General features: G+C 67.7%; 25 protein-coding genes and 1 tRNA gene. 15 read left to right on the top strand and 11 right to left on the bottom strand.

Features of this window, described 5'->3' with window-relative positions; translation table 11 throughout:
* Positions 1 to 17 precede the first annotated feature (17 nt).
* Together tsaE and ACYVGY_RS12610 are read right to left on the bottom strand one after the other, a co-directional pair.
* Positions 18 to 476 (bottom strand): tRNA (adenosine(37)-N6)-threonylcarbamoyltransferase complex ATPase subunit type 1 TsaE, encoded by a 459-nt coding sequence (gene tsaE / locus ACYVGY_RS12615; RefSeq protein WP_460457842.1) that lies wholly within the window; start codon positions 474 to 476, stop codon positions 18 to 20.
* Positions 476 to 1,951, bottom strand: coding sequence for an NAD(P)H-hydrate dehydratase (locus ACYVGY_RS12610; protein ID WP_460457841.1), 1,476 nt, complete (start codon positions 1,949 to 1,951; stop codon positions 476 to 478). Before ACYVGY_RS12610 ends, tsaE begins: the two co-directional genes overlap by 1 nt.
* Before the next feature lie 23 nt (positions 1,952 to 1,974).
* Between ACYVGY_RS12610 and queG the strand changes: the two genes are divergently transcribed.
* Complete coding sequence (gene queG, locus ACYVGY_RS12605) at positions 1,975 to 3,066, top strand: tRNA epoxyqueuosine(34) reductase QueG (RefSeq protein WP_460457840.1); 1,092 nt, start codon at positions 1,975 to 1,977, stop codon at positions 3,064 to 3,066.
* On the opposite strand, the gene pgi is transcribed toward queG, so the two are convergent.
* Genes pgi through pcnB form a run of 5 tightly spaced genes read right to left on the bottom strand, consistent with a single transcriptional unit; the run spans position 3,026 to position 8,115 of the window.
* Positions 3,026 to 4,534 (bottom strand): glucose-6-phosphate isomerase, encoded by a 1,509-nt coding sequence (pgi, locus tag ACYVGY_RS12600; RefSeq protein WP_460457857.1) that lies wholly within the window; start codon positions 4,532 to 4,534, stop codon positions 3,026 to 3,028. The two genes, queG and pgi, sit on opposite strands and share 41 nt — an antisense overlap.
* A 7-nt stretch (positions 4,535 to 4,541) precedes the next feature.
* Positions 4,542 to 5,390 (bottom strand): pantoate--beta-alanine ligase, encoded by an 849-nt coding sequence (gene panC / locus ACYVGY_RS12595; protein WP_460457839.1) that lies wholly within the window; start codon positions 5,388 to 5,390, stop codon positions 4,542 to 4,544.
* 4 nt (positions 5,391 to 5,394) lie between these two features.
* Positions 5,395 to 6,219 carry a 3-methyl-2-oxobutanoate hydroxymethyltransferase gene (gene panB, locus ACYVGY_RS12590; protein WP_460457838.1) on the bottom strand — a complete coding sequence of 275 codons (825 nt, stop codon included), beginning with the start codon at positions 6,217 to 6,219 and terminating at the stop codon, positions 5,395 to 5,397.
* Positions 6,220 to 6,244: 25 nt separating this feature from the next.
* Complete coding sequence (gene folK / locus ACYVGY_RS12585; protein ID WP_460457837.1) at positions 6,245 to 6,745, bottom strand: 2-amino-4-hydroxy-6-hydroxymethyldihydropteridine diphosphokinase; 501 nt, start codon at positions 6,743 to 6,745, stop codon at positions 6,245 to 6,247.
* A complete protein-coding gene (gene pcnB, locus ACYVGY_RS12580) occupies positions 6,742 to 8,115 on the bottom strand; it encodes a polynucleotide adenylyltransferase PcnB (RefSeq protein WP_460457836.1) in 1,374 nt (457 codons plus the stop codon). Before pcnB ends, folK begins: the two co-directional genes overlap by 4 nt.
* A gap of 118 nt (positions 8,116 to 8,233) precedes the next feature.
* Between pcnB and ACYVGY_RS12575 the strand changes: the two genes are divergently transcribed.
* A tRNA-Glu gene (locus ACYVGY_RS12575) sits at positions 8,234 to 8,309 on the top strand.
* 124 nt (positions 8,310 to 8,433) lie between these two features.
* Complete coding sequence (gene fdxA, locus ACYVGY_RS12570) at positions 8,434 to 8,757, top strand: ferredoxin FdxA (protein WP_460457835.1); 324 nt, start codon at positions 8,434 to 8,436, stop codon at positions 8,755 to 8,757.
* A gap of 129 nt (positions 8,758 to 8,886) precedes the next feature.
* Here fdxA and ACYVGY_RS12565 read toward each other — a convergent pair whose 3' ends face one another.
* A complete protein-coding gene (locus tag ACYVGY_RS12565) occupies positions 8,887 to 9,456 on the bottom strand; it encodes a hypothetical protein (RefSeq protein ID WP_460457834.1) in 570 nt (189 codons plus the stop codon).
* Between the two features lie 58 nt (positions 9,457 to 9,514).
* A complete protein-coding gene (dapA, locus tag ACYVGY_RS12560; protein WP_460457833.1) occupies positions 9,515 to 10,405 on the bottom strand; it encodes a 4-hydroxy-tetrahydrodipicolinate synthase in 891 nt (296 codons plus the stop codon).
* 115 nt (positions 10,406 to 10,520) lie between these two features.
* On the opposite strand from dapA, the gene ACYVGY_RS12555 reads away from it, so the two are divergent.
* The 12 genes from ACYVGY_RS12555 to ACYVGY_RS12500 all read left to right on the top strand — a co-directional run bounded on the left by ACYVGY_RS12555 (position 10,521) and on the right by ACYVGY_RS12500 (position 19,698).
* Positions 10,521 to 11,081 carry a glycine cleavage system transcriptional repressor gene (locus tag ACYVGY_RS12555; protein WP_460457832.1) on the top strand — a complete coding sequence of 187 codons (561 nt, stop codon included), beginning with the start codon at positions 10,521 to 10,523 and terminating at the stop codon, positions 11,079 to 11,081.
* Positions 11,082 to 11,092: 11 nt separating this feature from the next.
* Complete coding sequence (locus ACYVGY_RS12550; protein ID WP_460457831.1) at positions 11,093 to 11,563, top strand: peroxiredoxin; 471 nt, start codon at positions 11,093 to 11,095, stop codon at positions 11,561 to 11,563.
* A gap of 139 nt (positions 11,564 to 11,702) precedes the next feature.
* Positions 11,703 to 13,103, top strand: a complete 1,401-nt coding sequence (locus tag ACYVGY_RS12545; protein ID WP_460457830.1) for a PhoH family protein — start codon at positions 11,703 to 11,705, stop codon at positions 13,101 to 13,103.
* Positions 13,104 to 13,107: 4 nt separating this feature from the next.
* A complete protein-coding gene (locus ACYVGY_RS12540; RefSeq protein ID WP_460457829.1) occupies positions 13,108 to 13,779 on the top strand; it encodes a YoaK family protein in 672 nt (223 codons plus the stop codon).
* Between the two features lie 58 nt (positions 13,780 to 13,837).
* Positions 13,838 to 14,656, top strand: coding sequence for a bifunctional hydroxymethylpyrimidine kinase/phosphomethylpyrimidine kinase (gene thiD / locus ACYVGY_RS12535; protein ID WP_460457828.1), 819 nt, complete (start codon positions 13,838 to 13,840; stop codon positions 14,654 to 14,656).
* Between the two features lie 71 nt (positions 14,657 to 14,727).
* Positions 14,728 to 15,486: a Bax inhibitor-1/YccA family protein gene (locus tag ACYVGY_RS12530; protein WP_460457827.1), complete on the top strand. Its 759-nt coding sequence runs from the start codon at positions 14,728 to 14,730 to the stop codon at positions 15,484 to 15,486.
* A 4-nt stretch (positions 15,487 to 15,490) separates the two neighbouring features.
* Positions 15,491 to 16,750: a DUF2254 domain-containing protein gene (locus tag ACYVGY_RS12525; protein ID WP_460457826.1), complete on the top strand. Its 1,260-nt coding sequence runs from the start codon at positions 15,491 to 15,493 to the stop codon at positions 16,748 to 16,750.
* A gap of 3 nt (positions 16,751 to 16,753) precedes the next feature.
* A complete protein-coding gene (locus tag ACYVGY_RS12520) occupies positions 16,754 to 17,158 on the top strand; it encodes a DUF1294 domain-containing protein (protein ID WP_460457825.1) in 405 nt (134 codons plus the stop codon).
* Positions 17,151 to 17,774, top strand: coding sequence for an HAD family hydrolase (locus ACYVGY_RS12515; RefSeq protein WP_460457824.1), 624 nt, complete (start codon positions 17,151 to 17,153; stop codon positions 17,772 to 17,774). The genes ACYVGY_RS12520 and ACYVGY_RS12515 overlap by 8 nt, the downstream gene beginning before the upstream one ends.
* Before the next feature lie 73 nt (positions 17,775 to 17,847).
* A complete protein-coding gene (locus ACYVGY_RS12510) occupies positions 17,848 to 18,282 on the top strand; it encodes a hypothetical protein (RefSeq protein ID WP_460457823.1) in 435 nt (144 codons plus the stop codon).
* A gap of 23 nt (positions 18,283 to 18,305) precedes the next feature.
* Positions 18,306 to 19,406, top strand: coding sequence for an SMP-30/gluconolactonase/LRE family protein (locus ACYVGY_RS12505; RefSeq protein WP_460457822.1), 1,101 nt, complete (start codon positions 18,306 to 18,308; stop codon positions 19,404 to 19,406).
* Positions 19,407 to 19,434: 28 nt separating this feature from the next.
* Positions 19,435 to 19,698, top strand: coding sequence for a hypothetical protein (locus ACYVGY_RS12500; protein WP_460457821.1), 264 nt, complete (start codon positions 19,435 to 19,437; stop codon positions 19,696 to 19,698).
* Between the two features lie 138 nt (positions 19,699 to 19,836).
* Here the strand turns inward: ACYVGY_RS12500 and ACYVGY_RS12495 are convergent, their stop codons facing one another.
* Both ACYVGY_RS12495 and ACYVGY_RS12490 read right to left on the bottom strand, forming a co-directional pair.
* Positions 19,837 to 23,136, bottom strand: a complete 3,300-nt coding sequence (locus tag ACYVGY_RS12495) for a S8 family serine peptidase (protein ID WP_460457856.1) — start codon at positions 23,134 to 23,136, stop codon at positions 19,837 to 19,839.
* 639 nt (positions 23,137 to 23,775) lie between these two features.
* Positions 23,776 to 24,786 carry an isocitrate dehydrogenase gene (locus ACYVGY_RS12490; RefSeq protein ID WP_460457820.1) on the bottom strand — a complete coding sequence of 337 codons (1,011 nt, stop codon included), beginning with the start codon at positions 24,784 to 24,786 and terminating at the stop codon, positions 23,776 to 23,778.
* Positions 24,787 to 24,790 lie beyond the last annotated feature (4 nt).

Raw genomic sequence — 24,790 nt, 5'->3', positions numbered from 1 at the left:
GACGCCCGGAGACGCCGTCAGGACGGCAGTCTTGCCAACCAGGCCTTGCCCTCGGGGCTCTCGGCGACCCCGTGCAGTCGGCGTCCCGCGCCGTCCACCGCCAGCTGCAGGCGCAGGTCCGGCGGCGGCAGCCCGCCCAGACCGCGCTCGGGCCACTCCACCAGCCACAGGCCGGCTTCCGCGGACAGCTCGTCCAGGCCCAGGAAGTCCAGCTCGGCGGCGCCGGCCAGCCGGTACAGGTCAAGGTGCGCAGCCTCCCCGCCCGGCACCGGATAGCGTTCGACCAGGGTATAGGTGGGGCTTCGGATCGCGCCCTGCACGCCCAGGGCGCGCAGCAGGGCCCGGGCCAGGGTTGACTTTCCGGCGCCCAGGTCACCCTCCAGGAACACCACCGCGCGCACCGGCCGGGTAGCCGCCAGTTCGGCGCCCAGGGTCTCGGTCGCGCCGGCATCGGCGAGGAAACGATCAAGGCCCATCAGGGGTTCGCCATCCGTCGCAGGTGCGGGAACAGGTCCGAAGGCAGCAGGCCGCGCTCGCCACCGACCCGCGCCGCCGCATCCGCCGCTGCCGAGTGCAGCAGCGCGCCCGCCACCGCGGCCTGGTACAGCGGCAATCCCTGGGCCACCAAGGCCGCGATCACGCCCGAGAGCACATCGCCCATGCCGCCGGTGGCCATGCCCGGATTGCCGGCGTCGATCACCGCAGCGGTCTCGCCGGGCGCCGCCACGACGGTACCTGCACCCTTGAGCACCACCGCGCAGCCATAGCGCTGAGCCAAGGCCTCGGCGGCGGCGAAGCGGTCAGCCTGCACAGCCCCTTTATCAGTTCCCAGCAACCGCGCCGCCTCGCCCGGATGCGGGGTGATGATGGCCTGGGGCACCTCTACCGGCCCCGCGGCGAGCAGGTTCAAGGCATCGGCGTCGAGCACCAGCGGTTTGCCGGACGCCAGCGCCTCGCCGAACAGCGCCCTGCCCCAGTCGCCCTGCCCCAGCCCCGGCCCCACGGCCAGCACCGAGGCGCGCGCCAGCAGCGGACGCAGGGCATCGACGTCTTCCACCGCATGCGTCATCGCCTCCGGCCGGGCGGCCACCAGCGCGGAGACCCCGGACCGTCGGGTCGCGACGCTGGCCAGGCCGACGCCGGTGCGCAGCGCACCTTCCGCACAAAGCCGCACCGCGCCGCCCATGCCCTCCTCGCCGCCGATGCAGAGCACGTGGCCATGCTCGCCCTTGTGGGCATTGGCGTGACGCGGCGCCAGCCAGCGCGCCAGCCCTTCCGGCCGGCACAGCAAAGCGGCCGGCGCGAAATCGTCGAATGCGCCGATCTTGAGGTCCAGGCGGTCTAGCAGCACCTCGCCGTCGAAGTCGCGGGCCATGCCCGTGTGCAGGCCGCGCTTGGCGGCGATGAAGCACAAGGTCACGGTCGCCCGAACCGCGATGCCGGCGGCATGCCCGGTATCGGCATCCAGCCCCGACGGCACATCCAGCGACAGCACCGGCACCCGCGCCGCGTTGATGCGTTCGATCATGGCCTGCGCCGCGTCCGCCGGCGGCCGGGTCAGGCCAATGCCGAACAGCGCGTCCACCCAGACCTCGACGTCGGGCAGCATGCCGTCGAAGACCGCGACGCGACCGCCGGCAGCCCGCCAATCCGCCAAGGCCTGCCTGGCCTGGCCACTGCGCGGGCCGGCGCCAGGCGGGGCCACCACCTGCACCTGCAGCCCCGCCGCCTGCGCCATCCGCGCCACGACATAGCCATCGCCACCGTTGTTGCCCGGTCCACAGGCCACGCCCAGCGTGCGGGCATGGGGCCAACGCTGCTGCACCACCCGCCACGCAGCGGCGCCCGCGCGGCACATCAGCTCGTAGGGCGGGACGCCCAGCTCGCTGGACGCCAGCGCGTCCATCTCCCGTACCTGGGACGTCCGGTAAAGCGGCAACTGTTCGCTCATGCGGAGATTCTATACTTGCGGCGATGCCGGACCTCGCCGCCCTCACCGATCGAATCAAGACCTGGAGCCAGGAACTGGGTTTCCAGCAGCTGGGCATCGCCGGGATTTCCTTGGGCGAGGACGCCGCGCACCTGCAGCGCTGGCTGGATGAGGGCCTGCACGGCCGAATGGAATACATGGCCCGCCACGGCGACAAGCGCGCCCGCCCGGCGGAGCTGGTGCCGGGTACCCTGCGGGTGCTGTCGGTGCGCATGGACTACGGCACCGGCGACGATGCCGCGGCCTGGGACACGATCGCCGACGGCACGCGTGCCTACGTCGCCCGCTACGCGCTGGGTCGCGATTATCACAAGGTGATGCGCAATCGGCTGCAGAAACTGGCCGATCGAATCGCTACCGATATCGGGCCTTTCGGCTACCGCGCATTTGTGGATTCAGCGCCGGTGCTCGAACGCGCACTGGCGCGCGACGCCGGACTGGGCTGGATCGGCAAACACAGCTGCCTGATCAACCGCGACGCCGGCAGCTGGTTCTTCCTTGGTGAAATCCTCACCGACCTGCCGCTGCCCGTGGACGCGCCCGCCAGCGCCCACTGCGGCACCTGCAGCCGCTGCATCACCGTTTGCCCGACCGACGCGATCATTGCGCCCTATCGCGTGGACGCACGCCGCTGCATCAGCTACCTGACGATCGAGCTCAAGGAATCAATCCCGGAGGAACTGCGGCCGCTGGTGGGCAACCGCATCTTCGGCTGCGACGACTGCCAGCTGGCCTGCCCCTGGAACAAGTTCGCGGTGCGGCACGAACAGCCGGATTTCCAACCGCGCCACAGCCTGGACGAGGCCGGCCTGGCCGAACTCTTCGCCTGGGATGAAGCCAGCTTCCTGCAGCGCACGGAGGGCTCGGCGATCCGCCGCACCGGGCACGCCGGCTGGCTTCGCAACATCGCGGTGGCGCTGGGCAACGCCCCGACCACGCCGGCGGTGATGGCGGCACTGGCGTCGCGCCGGGATGATCCCGACCCCATGGTGCGTGAGCACGTGGCCTGGGCGCTGGCCCAGCACCCGAAACCGGTCAGCGGCGCGCGCGGATCTCGCCCAGCAGTCCCTGGGTAATCGCGTCCCCGGCCTGGACCGCGTCGTCCGACAAGGCCGGCAACAATTCACCCGCGATGCGCTTGCCCAGCTCCACGCCCCACTGGTCGAAGGCGTTGATGCCCCAGAGCACCGACTGTACGTAGACGCTGTGCTCATAAAGCGCCAACAGCGCACCCAGCGAGTGCGGACTGAGCTCGTCAAGTAGCAGCAGGGTCGAGGGCCGGCCGCCGGGATAGCCCTTCTGCGCATCGTCAGACGGCCAGCCGGTGCCCAGCGCTTCGATCTGCGCCAGCAGGTTGGCCAACAGCACCTCGTGGTGGTGACCGTGCAGGTGCGCAGGCCGCACCACGCCCAGGAAGTCCGCCGGCACCGTTTCGGTGCCCTGGTGAAGCGCCTGGAAAAAGCTGTGCTGGACATTGGTGCCAGCCCCGCCAAACAGCACCGGCACCGTTGCCGCCAGCACCGGACTGCCGTCGTGGCGTACCGATTTGCCCAAGCTTTCCATGACCAACTGCTGCAGGAAGGACGGCAGCAGACTCAAGCGTTGGTCATAGGGAAGTACGGCGTTGCTGGACAGGCCCAGCCCGTTGCGGTTCCAGACGCCGACCAGGGCGTGCCAGACCGCGAGGTTGTGCTCAGGCGGCGCCGTCAACACGTGTTCGTCGAGCATGGCGGCGCCGGCCAGCAGCTGGGCGAAGCGCTCGCGGCCAATCGCCAGCTGCACCCCGAAACCCACCGCCGACCACAGCGAATAACGACCACCCACCCAATCCCACATCGGCAGCACGCGCTCGGGCGGGATGCCAAAGGCCTCGGCCCGGGCGATGTTGGCGCTCACGGCGAACAAGCGCTGCGAGCCCCCCATCCAGTCGCGCAACAGCGCGCCATTGAGCAGGGTTTCCTGGGTGCCGAAACTCTTCGACACCAGGATGCCGGCGGTGCGCGCAGGGTCCAGCCCGCGCAGCAGGTGCTGGGCGGCGCTGCCGTCGATATTGGTGAGGAAGTGGACCCGGAAACGACCGGCGTGGAAATCGCGAAGCGCGTCCACCGCGAGACGCGGCCCCAGGTCGGAACCGCCGATGCCGACACTGACGATGTCGGTGACGTCGCTGGCTTCCAGCGCGGCGTGCAGCGCGTCCATGCGTTCGCGCGCCGCCAGCGCCAAGGCGCGCGCCTCGCGTGCGGCGTCGGATCGGCCCAGGTCACTGCGCAAGGCCGTGTGCAGGGCCGGGCGCGCCTCCGAACTATTGACCAGCTCGCCCTCCACCAGCGCGCGGAACGCAGCCGGCAGATCGGCGTCGCGGGCCAGGGAGAACAGCGCATCGCGGGCTTCTGCATCCAGCCGCTGGCGCGCGAAACTGGCGTACAGTGGGCCGACCCGAAGCGCGAATTCAGTCGCCCGCGCCGCGTCGGCGGGCAGCAGCGGCGCCGCGCTGATGCGCTGGGCCTGGCGCTGCAGCGCCTGCCAGTGCGAAGGCTCGAGCAGGCGCCGCTCAGTCACCGTCGAACTCGAGGTTGTCGATCAACCGGGTACGTCCCAAGCGTGCCGCGATCAGGGCCACCAGCCCTAGCTCGTCGGGTGATTTCGCGCGCGTGAGATCCTCGCGTCGCACCTCGGCGTAGTCGACGATGAAGCCGGCGGCTTCGAGCCGGGTCACCGCCTCGTCCTCGATGCCGCTGATCGGAAGGCCCTGGCGCGCGGCGTCGCGCATGAAGCACAAGGTCTGGTGGATGCGGGTCGCCGTCTGCCGTTCCTGACCCTGCAGATATTGGTTACGCGAACTCATGGCCAGGCCATCGGCCTCGCGCAGCGTCGGCGCCGGGATGATCTCCACCGGGAAACTCATCTCCCGCACCATGTAGCGAATCACCTGCAGTTGCTGGTAGTCCTTGCGTCCGAACACCGCCAGATCGGGCTGCACCATGTTCAGCAGCCGCGCCACGACCTGCGCCACGCCGTTGAAATGACCGGGCCGGTGCGCGCCGCAGAGAATGTCGGTGATGCCAGGCACGTGCATTTGCACGCAGCCCATGGTGCCGTACGGATACATCTGCTCGACCGAGGGCAGGAACAGCGCGTCGCAGCCGGTAGCTGCCAGGCCCTCGATATCGCTGTCTGGCGTGCGCGGATAGCGCGCGTAGTCCTCGTTCGGCCCGAACTGCGTAGGGTTGACGAAGATGCTCGATACGGTGCGGTCGGCATGCTCGCGCGCCAGCGCCACCAGCGCGTGGTGGCCGGCGTGCAGGTTGCCCATGGTGGGCACGAAGCCAACGCTGGCGCCCTCGCGCCGCCATTGACGTACCTGCGCGCGCAGCGCGGCCAGCGTGGCGTGGGTTTGCATCGGCTCAGTATCCGTGTTCGGCGCTGGGGAAGCTGCCGTCGCGCACGGCCTCGGCATAGGCCTGGAAGGCACCCAGCACCGAACCACCGGCGGCGAGGAAGTCTTTTACGAAGCGCGGGCGGCGGTGGCCGCTGTTCATGCCAAGCAGGTCGTGCAGCACCAGTATCTGGCCGTCGCAGGACGGGCCGGCACCAATGCCGATGGTGGGAATGGCCACGGCGGCGGTGATCTCGGCGGCCAACGCCGAGGGCACGCATTCGAGCACCAGCAGGTCCGCGCCTGCTTCGGCCACGGCTTTCGCATCGGCCAGCAGCTTTTTCGCCGCCGAGGCTTCCTTGCCCTGGACGCGATAGCCGCCCAGGCGCAGCACCGACTGCGGCGTCAGGCCCAAGTGGGCGCAGACGGGGATTTCCCGCTCGGCCAGGAAGCGGATGACCGGAAGCTTCGGGCCCGCGCCCTCGAGTTTGACCATCTGCGCACCGACCTGAAGGCAGCGGGTGGCGGCATCAAGTGCACGCTCCGGGGTCGCGTCGGCCTGGAACGGCAGATCGGCGACCAGGAAGGCAGTCGCCAGGCCGCGGGCGACGCAGGCGACGTGGTAAACGATGTCGTCAACGCTAACCGGCAGCGTGCTGTCGTGGCCCTGGCAAACCATGCCCAGTGAATCGCCCACCAGCACCAGGTCGATGCCGGCAGCGTCAACGCTGCGGGCGAAGCTGGCGTCGTAGGCGGTGATGGAGACGATGCGCCGGCCTTCGGCCTTCATCTTGCGCAGCGCCGGCACGGTCAGGCGCGGCCGCGCGGGAGCATGGGGGTCGTTCGCATACATGGCGTTGGCCCGGGGGAAGTTGAGCCTAAGGTATCGCTTCGATACCCGAGACATCCACCGCGGCGAGCAGCGTCGCCACCTCGCCCCGCCCCGGGATGACCAAGTCCGGGGCGATCTCGGCCAGCGGCACCAGTACGAAGGCGCGCTCGTGCAGGTGCGGATGCGGCAGCGTCAGGCCCGGCTCGTCGATCACCGCGTCGCCATAGGTCAGCAGGTCGAGGTCGATCGTCCGCGGCCCCCAGCGTTCGGCCTCACTGCGCACGCGGCCGAAGCGCGCCTCGATCTCAAGCAGCGACGCGAGCAGCACCGGCGCCGTGATGCGCGTACGCAGCTCGACCACGGCATTGAGGAAGGGCGGCTGGTCAGTCTTGCCCCAGGCCGGCGTACGGTAAAAGGCGGACTGTCGCTGGATGGTGGTTTGCGGCAAGGCGTCCACCGCCCACAGTGCCTCGACCAGGGTGGTCTCGACATCGCCCTCGTTGCCGCCCAAGGCGACGAAGGCGCGAATCGGGTCGTCAGGCCTCACTCGCCGCCGCCCTCGGCCGGCTTGCGCCGGCGCCGACGACGCTTCTTGGGCCCCGCTGCGTCGCCCTCGGCATCGGCATCCGGGGCCAGTTCGGCAGGGTCGCGCTCACGACGCGCGGACTTGGGGTCCAGTCGCTCGGCCAGCTGCTCGGGGGCCTGGACCTGGGCCTCGCGCCAGAACGCGACATCGGCCGCCAGCTCCGGCGCAGCGTCGGCGCGCAGTTCCAGGAAGTCGAACGCGGCGCGGAAGCGCGGATGCGACAGCAGCCGGAATACCCGCTTGCGCACGCGCTGGGCAAAGCGCGGCTGCAGCAGCCAGATCTCCTGCATTGGCAGCGAGAACCGGCGCGGCAGCGCGATGCGCTGGGCCTGATGCAGGGTCACGCGGTCGGCCGCGCGCTGCTGGGCCACCAGCGGGTCGACGCCCGCCTTCTGCAGCACCGCCAGCTCGCGGCAGTAGGCCGGCCACAGCAGGGCGGCGAACAGGAAGGCCGGCGTCACCGGCTTGTCCTGGGCGACGCGCTCGTCGGTGTTGCGCAGCGCCTGAAGGAGCATCTTGCGCAGCGCGCCGCTGCGGTTGGTGTCGATGGCCACGGCGGTTTCGGGGAAGAGCGCCGGAAGCAGGCCGTGGTTCTCCAGCAGCATGAAGCTGGACTCGGCATGGCCGGCCATGAACATCTTCAGGCATTCATCGAACAAGCGCGCGGGCGGCGCCGCAGACAGCAGCGGCGCCAGCTCCGGGATTGGCGCGGCGGCGTCGGGCGCGATCGCGAAACCAAGCTTGGCCGCCAGGCGGGCGGCGCGCAGCATGCGCACCGGGTCTTCGCGGTAGCGTTCGACGGGGTCGCCGATCAGGCGCAGTACGCGGTCCAGGCAATCCTGGTAGCCGCCGCAGTAGTCGCGCACCGAGAAGTCCTCGATGGCGTAGTAGAGCGCATTCGCAGTGAAGTCACGGCGGACCGCATCGTCCTCGATGGTGCCGTAGACGTTGTCGCGCAGCAGCCGGCCACCGTCCTCGGTTTCGCGACCGCCGCTGCCATCGTCAATATTGGCGCGGAAGGTGGCGACCTCGATGATTTCGCGCCCGAACACCACGTGCGCAAGCCGGAACCTGCGGCCGATCAATCGGCAGTTGCGGAATAGCGACTTCACCTGTTCCGGCGTGGCGTCGGTGGCGACGTCGAAGTCCTTGGGGTGCCCGCCGACCAGAAGGTCGCGGACGGCGCCGCCGACCAAGTAGCCCTGGAAGCCATTTTCGCGCAGCTTGTAGAGCACGCGCAGCGCGTTGGGACTGATGTCCCTGCGGGAGATGCCGTGCTCGGCGCGCGGCACGATCAATGGAGTCAGTGAAGTGGCGATGCGCTTTTCCATTTGGGTCGAGGCGGCGCGGGGTCCGTGCGCGGCGGCTTGGGGAACGAGGCGGGAAACAGCTTCCCGACACCGGTAAAGCCCGGTATACTAACGCCCGTTGCATTGCTTCGCCATCCGCGCTCCCTTCGTCTAGTGGCCTAGGACACGGCCCTCTCAAGGCTGGAACAGGGGTTCGAGTCCCCTAGGGAGCGCCACTCTTCAGAAGGCCCGGCCATGCCGGGCCTTCGGTTTTTCCGGCCCCGGCGCCTTCGCCGTGCTGGGCCTCATCGGCCGCTGCCGCTAGAATCAGACCCTTCGTACCGCCTCCGAGTCCTGGCCATGCCCTTTGTCGTCATCGAGAACTGCATCAAGTGCAAGTACACCGACTGCGTCGAGGTGTGCCCGGTTGACTGTTTCCACGAAGGCCCCAACTTTCTGGTCATCGACCCCGAGGAGTGCATCGACTGCACCCTGTGCGAGCCCGAGTGCCCGGCCAAGGCGATCTACCCCGAGGACGACGTGCCGGCCGGCCAGGAGGGTTTCATTCCCCTCAACGCCGAGCTCGCCAAGGCCTGGCCGGTAATCACGACGCGCCAGGACCCCTTGCCTGAGGCCGCCGAATGGGACGGCAAGCCCGGCAAGCTCGATCACCTCGAGCGCTGAGCAAGACCCGGCGGGGGCGTGCCAGACGGATGACTGCCTACTCCCTCATCGGGGAGAGGCAACAAAAAAAGGGCCGGCGAAGATTCCCGCGCAATGCGGGAATTTTCGCCGGCCCCTTTTTTTTAAAACTCAGCCCAGCTTTTCGCGCAGCAGGGTCAGCAGCTCGGCGGGGGCACCGGTGGTGATCGGCTGGCCGTTGGCGCCCAGGGCGACGACCCGGGTACCCGAGGCGGCGGGTTCGGCGCGCAGCAGGAACACGACCCGGCGGTAGCTCACTTCATAGCTGTTGAGCAGCTTGGCGCGATCGGCAATGGTTACGCCCGGGATATCAGCCAGCGACTCGCCGATCCGGCGCCAGGTATTGTCGGCGCTGTCGGCCAGGGTGAATTCGGGGATCCCGGTCACGCCCGACGGGGGCAGGTCATCGGCCGGCGCGGCGGCACCGCCCAGGGTGCTCGGCGGCACGTCGGACACGAGCAGGCCGCCGTTGCCGGTGGCGTCGGGCACCACCACGGCGGTGCCCATCGAGGGGGCGTCCAGGCCGGGCGGCACTTCCAGCGGCTTGCCCTGCTGGCTGTTCTTGTACGCGGCGTCCACCCCGAGCTTGCTGCGGGTCCAGGCGCAGCCGGACTGGGAAACCAGGGCCACGACCAGGGCAGCGAACAGCAGCGGGCGAAGGGAAAGCTTGGACACGGTCATGCGGAATCTCCTGAAGGGCGCTGCGGACAGTCTGTGGCAGGCGCCAATGGTAAGCGGTTCAGGCCAGTTCCTGCTCGACCTGGCGGCATAGCGCGAACATCTGGTCGGCCAAGGCGGCGTGCGGCGCGGACAAAGGCTGCAGCGGCAGGCGCAGACCGTGGCCGACGCCCTGGCGGGCCAGCAAGGCCTTGACCGGAATCGGGTTGGACTCGATGCCCGTGAAGTCATAAAGAGGCTGCAGGCGCTGATCGAGCGCGTGGGCGGCGTCACCCTCGCCCGCCGCGGCCAGGGCACACAGGCGGGCAAACGCCCGCGGCACGACGTTCGAAGCGACCGAGATCACGCCGTCGGCACCGCCCAAGAGGGCGCGCAAGAAGGTCGGGTCGTCACCGCTCAGCAGGGAGAAGTCGTTGCCTGCCAGCGGGTAGAGAGCCTCCCAGCGGGCTTCGTCACCACGCGCTTCCTTCAGGCCGATGATGCCGGGGTGGCGACAAAGGCGCGCTACCGTTTCTGGCAGCAGGTCGCAGCCGGTCCGGCCAGGCACGTTGTAAAGGACGACCGGCAGCCCGCCCTGGGCAGCGACCGCTTCGTAGTGCGCGACCAGGCCGTCCTGGGTCGGCCGCACGTACGGCGGCGTGACCACCAGGGCGGCGTCGGCACCGCCGTCGCGGGCCAGACGGGTTTGGGCGATGGTCTTGGCGGTATTGGACTGCCCGGTGCCAGCCAGAACCTGCATGTGGCTGCCGACCCGCGCGACCGCTGTGCGCAGCAGGGTCATGTATTCATCGTCGGTAAGCGCGGCCGCCTCGCCGGTGGAGCCCGCCACGACGATGCCGCGGCTGCCGCCCTCGCGCTGAGCGTCGAGTAGCCGCGCCCAGGCGTCGAGGTCAAGGTCGCCTGCGGCGGTGAACGGGGTCGCCAAGGCGGTGATGCTGCCTGAAAGGTGCAATGGATGGGCCTTGCCGGGAAGTGGGTCGATGTTACTTGCGGGTGCAAAGCAGCGGCAAGTATGCTGGCTGGGACACTTTCGCGCACGTTCATCCGCGCCGCCACGGAACACCGAATTGACCGACCCTGCCGCACGCCCGACCGCCAACGAGAACTACCTGCTGATCAGCGCCTACACCACGCATCCGCAGTCGCCTCTGTTGGCCGTCACCCGCCGCATTTCCGACAGCGGCTGCAACATGGTCGACGCTCGGCTTTCCACGGTCGGCCGCGACGTTTCGGTGGCTGCGCTGGCCGTGGGTTCCTGGGACGCCGTGGCCAAGCTCGAGGCCATGCTCACGCGGCTCGAGCGCGAGGAAGGTTACAAACTGGTCTGGTATCGCACCGGCCCCAAGGCCCTGCAGTCGAACCTGCTGCCCTACATCGTCGAAGTGGTCGCGGCCGACAAGCCCGGCATCCTGTTCCAGCTCGCCGACTTCTTCGACCGTCAGGGCATCACCATCGAAAGCCTGCACAGCTCGCGCTATCGGGCAATGCAGACCGGCGCCGACATGTTTTCGGCCCAGGTCACCATCGGCATTCCTTCGAACATGCACATCGCCGCGCTGCGCGACGACTTCCTCGAGTTCTGCGACCACCTGAACCTCGATGCCATCATGGACCCCATGAAGTTCTGAGGAAATGAATGATGGACACCGGTGACCGCGTCAGCGACCTCCCGATCACCCTGGGCAAGGGCGGTAGCGCCAATCTCGCCGACTACCGCGGCCAGTGGCTGGTGCTCTACTTCTATCCCAAGGACAACACCCCGGGCTGCACGACGGAAGGCATCGACTTCAACGCCCTGTATCCGAAGTTCCGCCGGCTCAAGGCCGAAATCCTGGGCCTGTCGCGCGACTCGGTGAAATCGCACCAGAACTTCTGCACCAAGCACGGCTTCGCGTTCGACCTGGTCTCCGATGCTGACGAGGCCGTTTGTAATGCCTTCGGCGTCATCAAGGAAAAGAACATGTACGGCCGCAAGGTGATGGGCATCGAGCGCAGCACCTTTCTGATCGATCCCGACGGACGCATCGCCGAAAGCTGGCGCGGCGTGAAGGTCCCCGGCCACGCCGAGGCTGTTCTGGAAGCGCTGAAAAAGGCTACCAAGCCCAAGTGAGCCACCCCCGAGCAAACCCGCACCGCCGTCTCGCCCCGCGAGCCTCGGCGGCGCGTCGCTGTGCCGCGCATGGATGCGCGGAATTCGCCAGCCAAGACGATGCTGACGCCACTGTGTCCCTTCCCAACATGAGAACCCCATGACGAGAAGCAAGCGGATTTACGTTCTGGACACCAACGTGCTGATGCACGACCCGACAGCGCTATTCAAGTTCGAAGAGCACGACGTCTTCATACCAATGATGGTCCTGGAGGAACTCGACAACGGTAAGAAAGGCCATAGCGAGGCCAGTCGCAACGCGCGCCAGGTCAGTCGCTTCCTCAACGAAATCATCGAAGAACACGGCAACGGCAACACCATCGACGACGGCGTAAAACTGGTCCAGCCCAAGGGTCTGCAGCTGCGCGCAACCGAAAGCATTGGCCGGCTGCTGTTCCAGCTCAAGCCCGTTGAGGTCGGCAAGCGCTTCGGCACGGTGATGCCCGACAACCAGATCCTTGGCTCGATCCTGCAGCTGATCGAGGACCATCCCGGCGTGCCGGTGGTGCTGGTTTCCAAGGACATCAACCTTCGCATCAAGGCCTCGATCTGCGGCGTCAGGGCCGAGGACTACGAAAACGACCGCGCGATCGATGACTTCAACCTGCTCTTCACCGGCGCCACCGAGCTGCCGGTTGATTTCTGGGACCAACACGAGGGCAGCCTGCGCAGCTGGACCGAAAAGGGCCGCACCTTTTACGAAGTGCGCCGGCGTGATGACGATGGCTGGTACCCAAACCAGTTCCTGTACATGCCCGGCGCCGATGAAGTGGAAATGAAGGTCGCCCGCCTGGACGACGAGCGAGCGGTGCTGCAAATCGTCGACGACTTCCGCGCACCCCAGCATCAGGTCTGGGGTATCAATGCCCGGAACCGCGAGCAGAACTTCGCCTTCAACGCGCTGATGGACCCGGAGATTGACTTCGTCACCCTGCTGGGCACCGCCGGCACCGGCAAGACCCTTCTGGCCCTGGCCGCGGGCCTGACCCAGACCATGGACATCCAGCGCTACCGCGAAATCATCATGACCCGCGCGACCGTCAGCGTCGGCGAGGACATCGGCTTCCTGCCCGGCACCGAAGAAGAAAAGATGACGCCATGGATGGGCGCGCTCACCGACAACCTCGAAGTGCTGACCCACACCGAGGACCACGGCAACTGGGGACGCGGCGCCACCAACGAACTGCTGGCGAGCCGCATCAAGATCCGCTCGATGAACTTCATGCGTGGCCGCACCTTCCTCAGCCGTTGGGTCATCGTCGATGAAGCGCAGAACCTAACGCCCAAGCAGATGAAGACCCTGATCACCCGCGCCGGCCCCGGCACCAAGATCATCTGCATGGGAAACGTCGAGCAGATCGACACGCCCTACCTCACCGAAACCACCTCGGGCCTCACCTACGCCGTGGATCGCTTCAAGAACTGGGCCCACAGCGCGCACATCACGCTGCGTCGCGGCGAGCGTTCGCGCCTGGCCGACTACGCGTCGGAAGTGCTCTGAGGCCATGGCCGAGCGACTGGCCACCTGGGTATGGGTCGGGGCTTCGGCCCTGGCCCTGGTCGCCGGCATGGTCAACGTGGTGGGCTACCTCGGCTTCGAACACCAGGCCATCACCCACCTCACGGGAAACACCAGCCTGCTGGGTGCCGCTCTGGCCAAGGGAAACCTGGGCGCCGCCGGGCAACTGGCGGCGATGCTGCTGGCGTTCGTCGCGGGTGCCGCACTCAGCGGCCTGTTGATCCAGGACAGCGTGCTGCGCCTCGGCCGGCGCTATGGTGTGGCGCTGACGATCGAAGCGGTGCTGTTGGCCGCGGCCGTACCGCTATTCAGCCGCGGCAGTTTCGCCGGCCCGGTGCTGGCGGCGGTTGCGATCGGCCTCCAGAACGCCATGGCGACCACGTACAGCGGCGCGATCATCCGAACTTCCCACATCAGCGGCATGTTCACCGACCTCGGCATCACGCTGGGCCACGCGCTTCGCGGCTTGCCGGTGGCCCGCCGTCGCCTGTGGCTGTGCCTGGTCATCATCACCAGTTTCCTGATCGGCGGTATCGCCGGCGCCTTCGCGTTTTCCGCTATCGACTACCGCGCGCTGTACCTACCCGCCGTGCTTACTGGCACCACCGGCTTGGTCTATGCGCTCTGGAAACAGCGAATGATGCAGCGCGCCCGCTGATATATTCGATGTCGCGACGTTCCCCGCTCACCTGCCACAGCGCCTTGGTCCCCTACGCATGCCCCAACTACGCCCGATCTCCGTACTGACCATCGCCGGCTCCGACAGCGGCGGCGGGGCCGGCATCCAGGCCGACCTCAAGACCTTCGCCGCGCATGGCCTCCACGGCCTCAGCGCGATCGCGGCGCTGACGGCGCAGCACACGCGCGCGGTGACGGCGGTGCACGTGCCGCCGCCTGAGTTCCTGCGCGCGCAGATAGACGCCTGCTTCACCGACTTCCATATCGGCGCCGTGAAGTTGGGCATGCTGGCCAGCACCGAAGTCATCCACTGCGTAGCCGATGCACTCGAGACGCACCGGCCGGCCTATATCGTGCTCGATCCCGTCATGGTCGCCACCTCCGGCGCCAAACTGCTGGCCGAGGATGCGCTGGACGCACTGCGTACCCGGCTGCTGCCGCTGGCGACCGTGGTCACGCCCAATATTCCGGAAGCCGAGCTGCTGCTCGGCCGCCGCATCGCGACCGACGACGAAGCCGAGGCGGCGCTGGCGCAAATGCTGGCCGAAGGCGCCAGCGCGGTCCTGCTCAAGGGTGGCCACCTCCCCGGCGACGGCGAGATGACCGACCGCTACGGCCACGGCCATGCCCGGGCCGTTTTCACCAACCCGCGCCTGCCCTTGGAAGGTCACGGCACCGGCTGCACCCTGGCCTCGGCGATTGCGGCCAATCTGTGCCTTGGCCTGAACCTGCGCGAAGCCTGCGCCGACGCCACCGACTACGTTCACGGCGCACTGCGCCACGCGTATCGGCCCGGGCATTCACCGGTGGCGGTGCTGCAGCACTTCTGGCGCCTGCGGGGCGATATCACGCCCTGACCCGGCGGGGCGCTGGCGTCGTTCAGGCGGCCTAGGTAGCATCGGCGTATTCCCACGCACCGGAGCCAGGCATGCGCAGCGGCAATCCCGCCTTGAACCAGAACACCTTCCTCGACGTTTCCAGCGGCCAGCTGGTCTCGGGGGCAGGCGGCAACACCATGTCGCTCAACGGCACGGTCAACAAAACCGGCTTCCTGCTGCTGCTGCTGGTGGCCACGGCCGCCTACACCTGGAGCCTGTTCACCCCCGAAAACCCGGGCGCAATGATGCCCTGGCTGCTGGTCGGCGGCATCGGCGGCTTCATCGTCGCCATCGTCACGGTGTTCAAGAAGACCTGGGCGCCGGTCACCGCGCCGCTCTACGCCGCGCTCGAAGGCCTGTTCGTCGGCGGCATCTCGGCCATGTTCGAAGCCAGCTTCCCGGGCATCGTCATGCAGGCCGTGATGCTGACCATGGGCGTGCTGGCATCGCTGCTGCTGGCCTACCGCACCGGCCTGATCAAGGCCACCGAGAACTTCAAGCTGGGCGTGGTCGCCGCCACCGGCGGCATAGCCGTGCTCTACCTCGTGAACATCGGTATGCGCATGTTCGGCATGGACGGCATCGGCTTCATCCACGAGTCGAGCTGGATGGGCATTGCCTTCAGCGGCTTCGTAGTCGTGATCGCGGCGCTGAACCTGGTGCTCGACTTCGACTTCATCGAATCGGGCGTGGAAGCCGGCGCACCAAAGTACATGGAGTGGTACGGCGCCTTCGGCCTCACCGTCACCCTGGTGTGGCTGTACCTGGAGATCCTGCGCCTGCTGGCCAAGCTTCAGTCCCGCGACTGACGCCATGCTGAGCCGGCTCATGACCCTGGTGCGCGCGCTGCGCCAGCGCTTGTGGGCCAAGCCGCTGGCCGCCTGCCTGCTGTCCATTCTGGCCGTTGCCTTGGCGGCGGCCCTGGACGGCTATTGGCAACTGAAGAATCCGCCCGAAATAACGGCGGAATCGATCGAGTCCCTGCTCTCCATCATGGCCTCGAGCATGCTCGTGATCGCCATTTTTGCCGCGGGCGCGATGGTTTCGGCGTACGCGTCGACCAGCAATACCGCTTCGCCGCGGGCCTTCCCCTTGGTGCTGGCCGACGACGTTTCCCAGAACGCCTACTCCATGTTCATCGCCGCCTTCATCTTCGGCGTGGTCGGTTTGGTGGCGCTGGAGAACGGCAGCTTCGGGACCGTCGGCCGCTTCGCGCTCTTCCTTGAAACCGGCCTGGTCTTCGTGCTGGTGATCCTGACCTTCGTGCACTGGGTCGACCGCATCGCCCGCCTGGGGCGGCTGGGCAACACCATCGAGCGAGCCGAGGAAGCAGCAACCGACACCATCCGCCGCCGCCGCCAGGATCCCTATCTGGGCGGCGTGCCGGCCACGGGCCTGCCCGACGGCGCCATCGCGGTCACTGCCACCGAGGTCGGCTACATCCGTCGCGTCGACATCGCCGCACTCGACGACTGTGCCCAGGCCCACGGCCTGCTGGTGGAAGTAGTGGCGATGCCAGGCCGCTTCGTCGCCACCGGCCAGGTCCTCCTGCGCGTTCAATCCGGCCCGGCTGCCGCTGATCCCGATGCATTGGCGCACCTGCGCCGCGCCTTCGATATTGGCCACGATCGCGACTTCGACGATGATCCGCGCTTTGCCCTGGTCGTACTTTCGGAGATTGCCGGAAGGGCGCTGTCGCCAGCCATGAACGATCCCGGAACTGCCATCGACGTGGTCGGTCGCCTGGTCCGCGTCTTCGATCAGTGGTGTCGGACGCTGCCGGCCTCCCCTTCGGCGCCGCCGCGCTATCCGCGCGTACAGGTTCCTGAGCTGCCATCCGCGTCGCTGGTGGAAGATGCCTTCACCGCCATTGCGCGCGACGGTGCCGGCTCGATCGAAGTCATGTGCCGCCTGTTCAAGGCACTGGCGGCGATCGCGTCATTCGATGACCGCACTTTGGCCGAAGCGGCCAGGCATCAGGCGCGCGAAGCCTTGGCAATGGCCCAGGCAAAGCTGCCTTTGCCGTCACAGGTGCAGCGAGTCCGCGAACTGGCGAAATTCGCGGCGGACTGAACCATGCCGAGCCAAATCCGCGGACGTCCCAAGGGCCATCGCCCGCGCGCTCCGGAGCGCGCCAGCCGTTTGCCCAAAGGCTGGCTGGGCCTGGTTTCGCTGCTCGCCTTGGTCGCCGGGACGGGGTGGGCCGGACTGCCGGTCCTGGCGGTGGCCTACGCCGGAATGAGCGCCCTCACCTTCGCCGTCTACGCCTTCGACAAGTCCGCGGCAAAGTCCGGGCGGCAACGAACGCCGGAAAGCACCCTGCACATGCTGGCGCTGTTCGGCGGCTGGCCGGGTGCGATGGCCGCGCAGCACTGGCTGCGGCACAAGTCAGTGAAAACCGCTTTCCTCGGCACTTTCTGGGCCACCGTGCTGCTCAACCTTGGCGCGCTTGCCGTCTGGATCGAGCAAAGCCGTGGCTGATCTCGCACTCTTCGATTTCGACGGCACGCTGACGCGCTGCGAAACCTTCCCGCGCTTCGTTCGCAGCATCGTGCCCGCGGAACGGCTGCGCATGGGCCGGCTGCGGCTGGCGCCCTGGGTGCTGGGCTACCGCCTGGGCCTGGTCAGCGGCACGCGCATCCGCGCCGCCGTGGTCGAGCGCGCCCTGAGCGGCATGGATACCGGGCATTTCGAAGCCGCTGCGCGGACCTGGGCCCTGGACACCCTTCCCGGTCTGCTTCGACCAGAGACGCTGACCCGGCTCCGAATACACCGAGACCGCGGCGACACGATACGGGTGGTCACCGGCAACTTCGAGGCCTTGGTCGGGCCCTGGGCCGAGTCCGAAGGTGTTGTGGCGCTCGGCTCACACCTGGAATCCCACGCGGGTCGCCTCACCGGTCGCTACGCCGGGCCACAGTGCGTGCTGGAAGAAAAAGTCGTTCGGATTCGCGCCGAACTCGAGCCGTCCCGGTTCGCCCGCATCCACGCCTATGGCGACACGCCAGAGGACCGCCCGATGCTGCTGTTGGCCGACGTGGCCCACTACCTGCCGCGTGGCTGGCCGAACAGCCTGGCTCCCCACCTGATCGACTGAGGTTCAGCGTGGCTCGCCACGGCCGTGCGACCATGGCGTCGACCGGCGGCACGCGCCGGACTGGGAGCCTGCCATGATCCGCCACCTCGTTCTTGCCACCCTCGGCCTCGCCCTTCTCGGCGGCTGCGCCAGCACCGACAAGCTCATGCTGGGCGAAGCCCGCACGCCCATCGATCCGTCCGAAGTTCGCGTGTACCGCACGCCGCCGCCGGGCGCGATCGACATCGCCGAGATCGACGCCTCCAGCGCGATTGGCTTTGGCACCAAGGGCCAGGACGCGGCCGTCATGGATCGCCTGCGTCAGGAAGCTGCCTCGCTTGGCGCCAACGGCCTGCTGATGCTGGGCCGCGGCAGCGCCCGCTCACCGGTTGGCATGTCCGTGGGCGGCGCCAGCTACGGCAGCCGCAGCGCGGTCGGCGTCGGCGTCGGCATTCCCACCACGCAGAAGAAAGCCACCGCCGTCGCCATCTTCGTACCGCCTTCGGATCAGACCCGCGCGGACGACTGAGCGCACGCGGGAGGTCGCCCGCCGTGCGCCCTCGCACCGCGCTGCTGCTGCTTCTAGCGGCGGTGCCCCTGGCCTACCTGACGCTGTGGCCGGTGCCGATCGAGCCGGTGCCGTGGCAGGCGCCGGCCGACTTGGGCTACCAGGGCGCGCATGCCCGCAACCACCGTCTGGCCCATCTGCGCCACATCGCGCTGGGGGACGACCACGGCCCGGAGCACGTGGCGTTTGGCCCCGATGGCCGGCTTTACGTTGCGCTGGCCAGCGGCGATATCCTTCGCATGGCGGCCGATGGCAGCGCCCGTGACGTGTTCGCCAACACCGGCGGACGCGTGCTCGGCTTTGATTTCGACGCCACGGGCAACCTGATCGCCGCCGACGCTGAGAAGGGCCTGCTCTCGATCTCGCCCAAGGGTGTCATCCACGTGCTGGCCGATACCTTTGAAACGAAGCCCATTGGCTACGCGGATGCCGTTGTGGTGGCCGACGACGGCCGCATCTACTTCAGCGATGCGTCCACTCGTTTTGCGCCGGCGCAGTGGGGCGGCACCTTCGAGGCCAGCGTGCTCGACATTCTCGAGCAGTCCGCGACCGGCCGGGTATTCGCATTCGACCCCTCGCAAGCCAGCCTGCGCCTGGTCGCCCATGGCCTGTCGTTCGCGAACGGGCTGGCGCTGTCGGCCGATGGCGGCTCGCTGCTGGTGGTGGAAACCGGACGCTACCGGGTCTGGCGCATTGATGTCGGCGCCGATGCCCTGGACGTGCGCGACCCGTCGCCGCTCGCCACCGTGCTGCTCGACAATCTGCCGGGCTATCCCGACAACCTGATGCCTGGGCTGGACGGACGGATCTGGCTTGGCTTCACGAAACCCCGCAGCGCCACGGTGGACGCGATGGCCACCTCCCCGTTCCTGCGCAAGCTGACGATGCGGCTGCCTCGCGCACTCTGGCCCGTTCCCCCGGCCTACGGCCACGTGATCGCCTTCAACGAACAAGGCCGCATATTGGCCGACCTGCAGGATCCGTCCGGCGCCTACGCGGAGACCACGTCGGTCACCGAAACCCGCGATCGCCTCTATATCCAGAGCCTGCACGCCGGTACGCTTGGCTGGCTACCCCATCACTGACCGCTGCATCATTCTCTGGAAGCCCCGCATGGCCATGGCCGAATCCGACATCCTGAAGGGATGGATCTACCGCACCAGCCACCTCCAGGAGCGACTGGTCCTGGGCTGGGACCGCGACGGCCGGGTGGTCTATAGCTCCCGCGGCAAAGACCCCGAACGGGAGTTCCAGAACTGCCACGTGCGCATCACCACGGCCAAGTTCGCCCAGCGCGCCATCGGCAAGCTGCGCGAAGTAGAAGATCTCAAGCCGTATATCGTCGCCAACAAGGCCACCACGGTGGTCGTGCGTTAGTTCGCGGCCAGCGTCCGCAGGCCAAGGCGGCGCTGCCGCAGCCTAGGAACGCACTGATTGGCGGAATCCCGTAGCTGGAAGAAGAGCAAAAAAAAGCCCGGACAAGTCCGGGCCTTTTTCATGACTTTAACTAGCCTGTCACGGAGGCGGCGCCTGATCGACCGTCAGCAGCACCGGCAGCGCAACGCTGGGTCGGACCGGGTCATTGCTGTTCACGCAGACGAAGGCCGCGTAGTTGGCAAATGCCAACCCGGACGACGTCAGGGTGACCGTGGTGGCCTGACTGGCACCCGCGGCAAGCGAACCGCTCGCCGGTGCAATCGCACCGATCCACGGGGCGCCGCACGGCACCAGGCCCGTGACCCGCATGTTCAGGCCGGCGAAGGCGGTATTGCTTGCCCAGACACCCGTGTTGGTCGTGCTGACCGTGAGGGACGCGAAGGAACCGTTGCCCGTGTTCGACGCGAACTGTGCCCACCGGTTGGCGAACGTGCCGGTGGTATTGACCACCAGCCAGTAGGTGCCGGGCGGCAGCACCAGGCTCTCACCTGCAGCCACGAGGTCGAGCGAGAGGAAACCACCGGCCGTGTTGACGCCCGCCGAGTTCGCCGCTGCCGTGTAAGACCACACGGCTGCACCGGCGTTGGTGCTCGGGTTGCCCGCCGGGAACCCGGAAGCATCGGGATAGATCGACCACGTCAGGCTATCCGCCGCTCCAGGGAAGGCCGCACCGCTGACCACGAAGCCTTCGGCGCTCAGAGCCGTCACCTGGGTGCTGACCGCGACCTGGAAGTCATCCGCCGCGTATTGCGCATTGTTGCCTGCGGTCAACGGGTTGGTGTACTGGATGCTGCGGTAGCCGCTGTTGACGACACCGCGGTCCGCCCGGGCGATACTCCCCGAAGCCGTACCCGAGCTCACGACGCTGTAGACCAGCGCGGAACCGCCGGTGTTGCCAACGTCGAAGTTGGCGATCCCGTTGTCACCTTCCGTGACGCTGGCCGACACCGAGGCCGGCAAGGAAAGGACCGGCGGTGCGACGGTGACGGCAATCGGCAGCGACAAGGTGCTGTTGATGCCGGTCTGGCCACCGCTCAAGCGCTGGGTCAACACCAGCTGGCCGAAGTTCCAGGCGTTGTCGGCCGGGATGCTGGAGCTGTCGATGGTCACCGTGACGGCGCGAGTAGCGCCGGCCGGCACCCAAATCAGCGCGCTATCGAGCGTGCCGGTCAGGCCGGTCACGCTCAGCGACCAAAGGCCACCAGAGGTGCCGGGATTGCGGAACGTCCGGACGAACTGGCAGCTGCCTGCACAGTTGGCAAACGCCATGCTCGGAAGATTGAGCGTGTGCGTCTGGCCGCCGGTGCCCGGATTGGCGGCGGTGTAGTTCGCCGTCGTCTCGTTGAGCACCAGGCCCGCCTTGATGGCGCGCTCCAGGCGGATGCGGCCCGCACCGCGCGCGAAGGCATTGGCCGGCGTTACTTCGTCCTCAAGATAGACCTCGGTCGTGGCCGTCATCATTAGCGCCGACTTGATTTCGGCCACGGTCCAGCTCGGACGCGCCTGGCGCATCAGGGCAGCGGCGCCGGCATTGTGCGGCGAAGCCATCGAGGTGCCGCTAATCGCACCGATCAAGTCCTCGGAACCGGAAATCGTTTCGCCCGCCAGAACCGCCAGGATATTAACGCCGGGCGCCGTGATGTCGGGCTTGACCAGGTTGAAGGCGCCGGCCGGACCACGCGAACTGAAGGACGCCAGCGCATCGGCGACGTTGGGGAGGCCCACGGCCGGGAACGAGATCTGGGCGGTTGCCGTGCTGGGGTTCGCACCGACGAAGCCGGCCAGGGCATCGCCGTCAGCCTGGGTGACGCTGAACACGGGGATCGTGGTCCCCGGCACCTGCGGCAGGATCACGCCCGCCTGGTTGTTGGCAATGATTACCGCGATCGCGCCCGCCGCTGCCGCGTTGTTTGCCTTCTCGGCGAACGAGCAGGTTCCGCGCCGGATGACCGCGATCGAATCGATCAGCGAATCGGCGACGAAGGGGGACGGGCTGCAGCCATCATTGGCGCTTGCGACACCCGGACTCACCAGCAGCGGGGTGCTGCCCGGCAGGGTGGCGGAGAACTCAACGCCGCCGCTGCCAAGGCTGAGCACCACCGGCTGGAGACCCGCCGGCACCGGCGCGGGGCCCGTGACCTGCATCAGGACGCCAAAGCCGCCGCGACCGTGCTGCGAAGCCGCGGTCGAAGAAGTCCACGGCTCAAGATGGCCCATGGTGTTGGGACCCGGACCGCTGTTGCCGGCCGAGGTAGCCACGAAGATACCGGCATCGGTGGCGCTCAGGAACGCCAGCGAGGTGGCTTCCGCCCAGGGCTGCGCGCCGCCACCAATGGAATAGTTGATGACGTCGGCGCCGTCGGCGACCGCCTGGTTGATGGAAGCCACCGTCGACACGTTCGGGCACAGACCGCTGCCGCTCGTCGTGTTGGTGTAGCAGGCATCGTAGGCAATGAGGTTGGCGCGAGGCGCCACGCCGGAAATACGCAGGGGCGCGCCGCTGAACACGACGTCGCGGCGGTTGCCACCTGCCGTGGAGGCGGTGTGGCTGCCGTGACCGTTGGTGTCGGCGAAGCCAGGCTCTTCCCGGATATTGGCCACGCCGCACTGGTTGCCGGGCGCGCCGCAAACGAAGTCGTAGCCACCGATCAGCTTGTCGTTGCAACGACCTTCGTCGTCGCCTCCGACCTCGCAGGTGCCCAGATAAACGCCGGCACCGAGCGGATTCATATGGACATAGCCGTCAACCGGGTCAACGGCGGCGAACGACGGGCTGCCGAAGTTGATGCCCGAGTCGATCATCGCAATGATGATGCCTTCGCCCTGGACGGGGCTGGCGCCGGACGGCTGGTTGATGGAACCGGCCCACGCGGCCGGCGCACCGATCAGGGCAGGCCCGACTTCGGTGTCAGCCTCGTATTCGCGGTAGCCCTCCACCAGGCGCACGCCCGGGAGCTTGCGGACGCGCAGTGCTTCCTCTGCGGTCATGTCGACGATGATGCCGTTCACCGCATGCTGCATCCGCTGGCGAACCTCGAGCGGGCGGCCGGTGGCGCTGGCCATGCTCTGCTCCAGCTGCATCTGACGACCCTGCAGGTAGCCCAGGTAGTTTTGCGCCTCGATGCTGTTCAGGTCGATCCGATTCTTGCCGGACTTGCCCAGGTAGCGGGGCGGCATCGTGAGACCTGCCCGTCCGCCCTGGTACGTGGCCAGCGAAGGCTCGTCGAACAGCACGATGAAGGTGCCCATCGCGACGGTCTCGCTGGTGCCGGCGACTTCGCGGGTGTCAGGCGCCGCCGCGGGGCGATTGACGCCGCCGCCGACGTTCAAGGCGGGATCGAAGGCGAACCCGCCGCCAGGCAGCTGATTCGGAGGCATCACGCCCAACTGGGGGCGGACGAACTTGCCGCTGCCGGAGGCCGACAGTCGCGCGGCGCTGTCCTGGAATGCTGCCGATTCGCGGCGCGCCGTCGAGGCGCCTGCAGCGACCCTGCCCGTCTGGACGCCAACGAGCGCGTCGCCCGTCATGTCCAGCTGGCTTTGTTCGGAGGATTCGGACCAGCCCTCGCCAATGACTCGATAGGCGGCCGTGCTGGCCGCTGCAACCAACGCCACTACGGCAAAGGTCGCGCCCCACTTCTTCATGTTCGACATGTCTTCCCCCGAAACTGGTCACTTAGCCAATAAAGCAAATTGTCCCGTACGTGCACTCCCTGCACGCCATCCGTTGGGGGATGACCGAGACTTTCCCCGGCGACCAGAACGACGCGTGTCGTCGGTGGCGAGGGCTTTTAGAGTGTAAGCACAAATTCGGGCGCCACTGTGAAATTATTTACGCCGGCCCGGCTGTGTCACTCGCCTCACCTTGGGGGGGATCCGGCCTCAGAACCTGTCGCGGCGGCCCACGGCCCGGGGTCTGGCCCATTGCGCCGTGGGTGGTGAAGGTTCGGAAAGGCCCGGCCCATAAGCCGGAAGGCGCCCAAGGGCGCCTTCCGGTGGGGTTGCCAGGCGAACCGCTCAGCCCAGCGCGCGCGCCGCGATCGCCTTGGCAAAGGACTGCGTGCTGCCGCTACCGCCCAGGTCGGGCGTAAGGCTGTCCTTGGCCTGCATGGTGTCGATGATGGCCTTGCGCAGGCGGGCAGCTTCCTCGACCTTGCCCAAGTGCTCGAGCATCTGGATCGCGCCCAGCAGCAGGGCCACCGGGTTGGCGATGCCCTGCCCGGCAATGTCCGGCGCCGAACCGTGCACGGCTTCGAAGATCGCCGCCTCGGTGCCGATATTGGCGCCCGGGGCCAGGCCCAGGCCGCCGACCAGTCCGGCGCAGAGGTCGGACAGGATGTCGCCGAACAGATTGGTGGTCACGATCACGTCGAACTGCTCGGGACGCATCACCAGCTGCATGCAGGTGTTGTCCACGATCATCTCGTTGCACTGGATGTCGGGGTATTCCGCGGCCACCTGGCGCGCAACCTTGAGGAACAGGCCCGAGGTGGACTTCAGGATGTTCGCCTTGTGCACCACCGTGACCTTCTTGCGGCCGATGCGGCGGGCCATATCGAAGGCGTAGCGGACGATGCGCTCGGAGCCGCGGCGGGTGACGCGCTGGATCAGGGTGGCGGTCTCGCCGTCGGCAGTGAGGTTCTGGCCTTCGCCGATGTAGGCACCCTCGGTGTTCTCGCGCACCGTGATCAGGTCAATGTTCTCGTAGCGCGACTTCGTGTTCGGGAAGCTGATGGCCGGGCGCACGTTCGCATACAGATCGAAACGCTTGCGCAGCTCGACGTTGATCGAGCTGAAGCCCTCGCCCACCGGTGTGGTCAGCGGCGACTTCAGGGCCACGCGGTGGCGATGGATGGCGTCGAGGGTGGCGGCGGGGAGTAGTTCACCGCCCTTTTCATAGGCGCTCAGGCCGGCTTCGACGAAGTCATAGGTGAGGCCGACCTTCAGGGAGTCGAGCACCTGCAGGGTGGCATCCATGATTTCCGGGCCGATGCCGTCGCCACGGATCACCGCGATGGTCTGGGTCATAAGT

Source organism: Arenimonas alkanexedens (assembly GCF_054781355.1).
The sequence above is the reverse complement of the archived record's forward strand: the minus strand, read 5'-3'. Positions and strand labels throughout refer to the sequence as shown.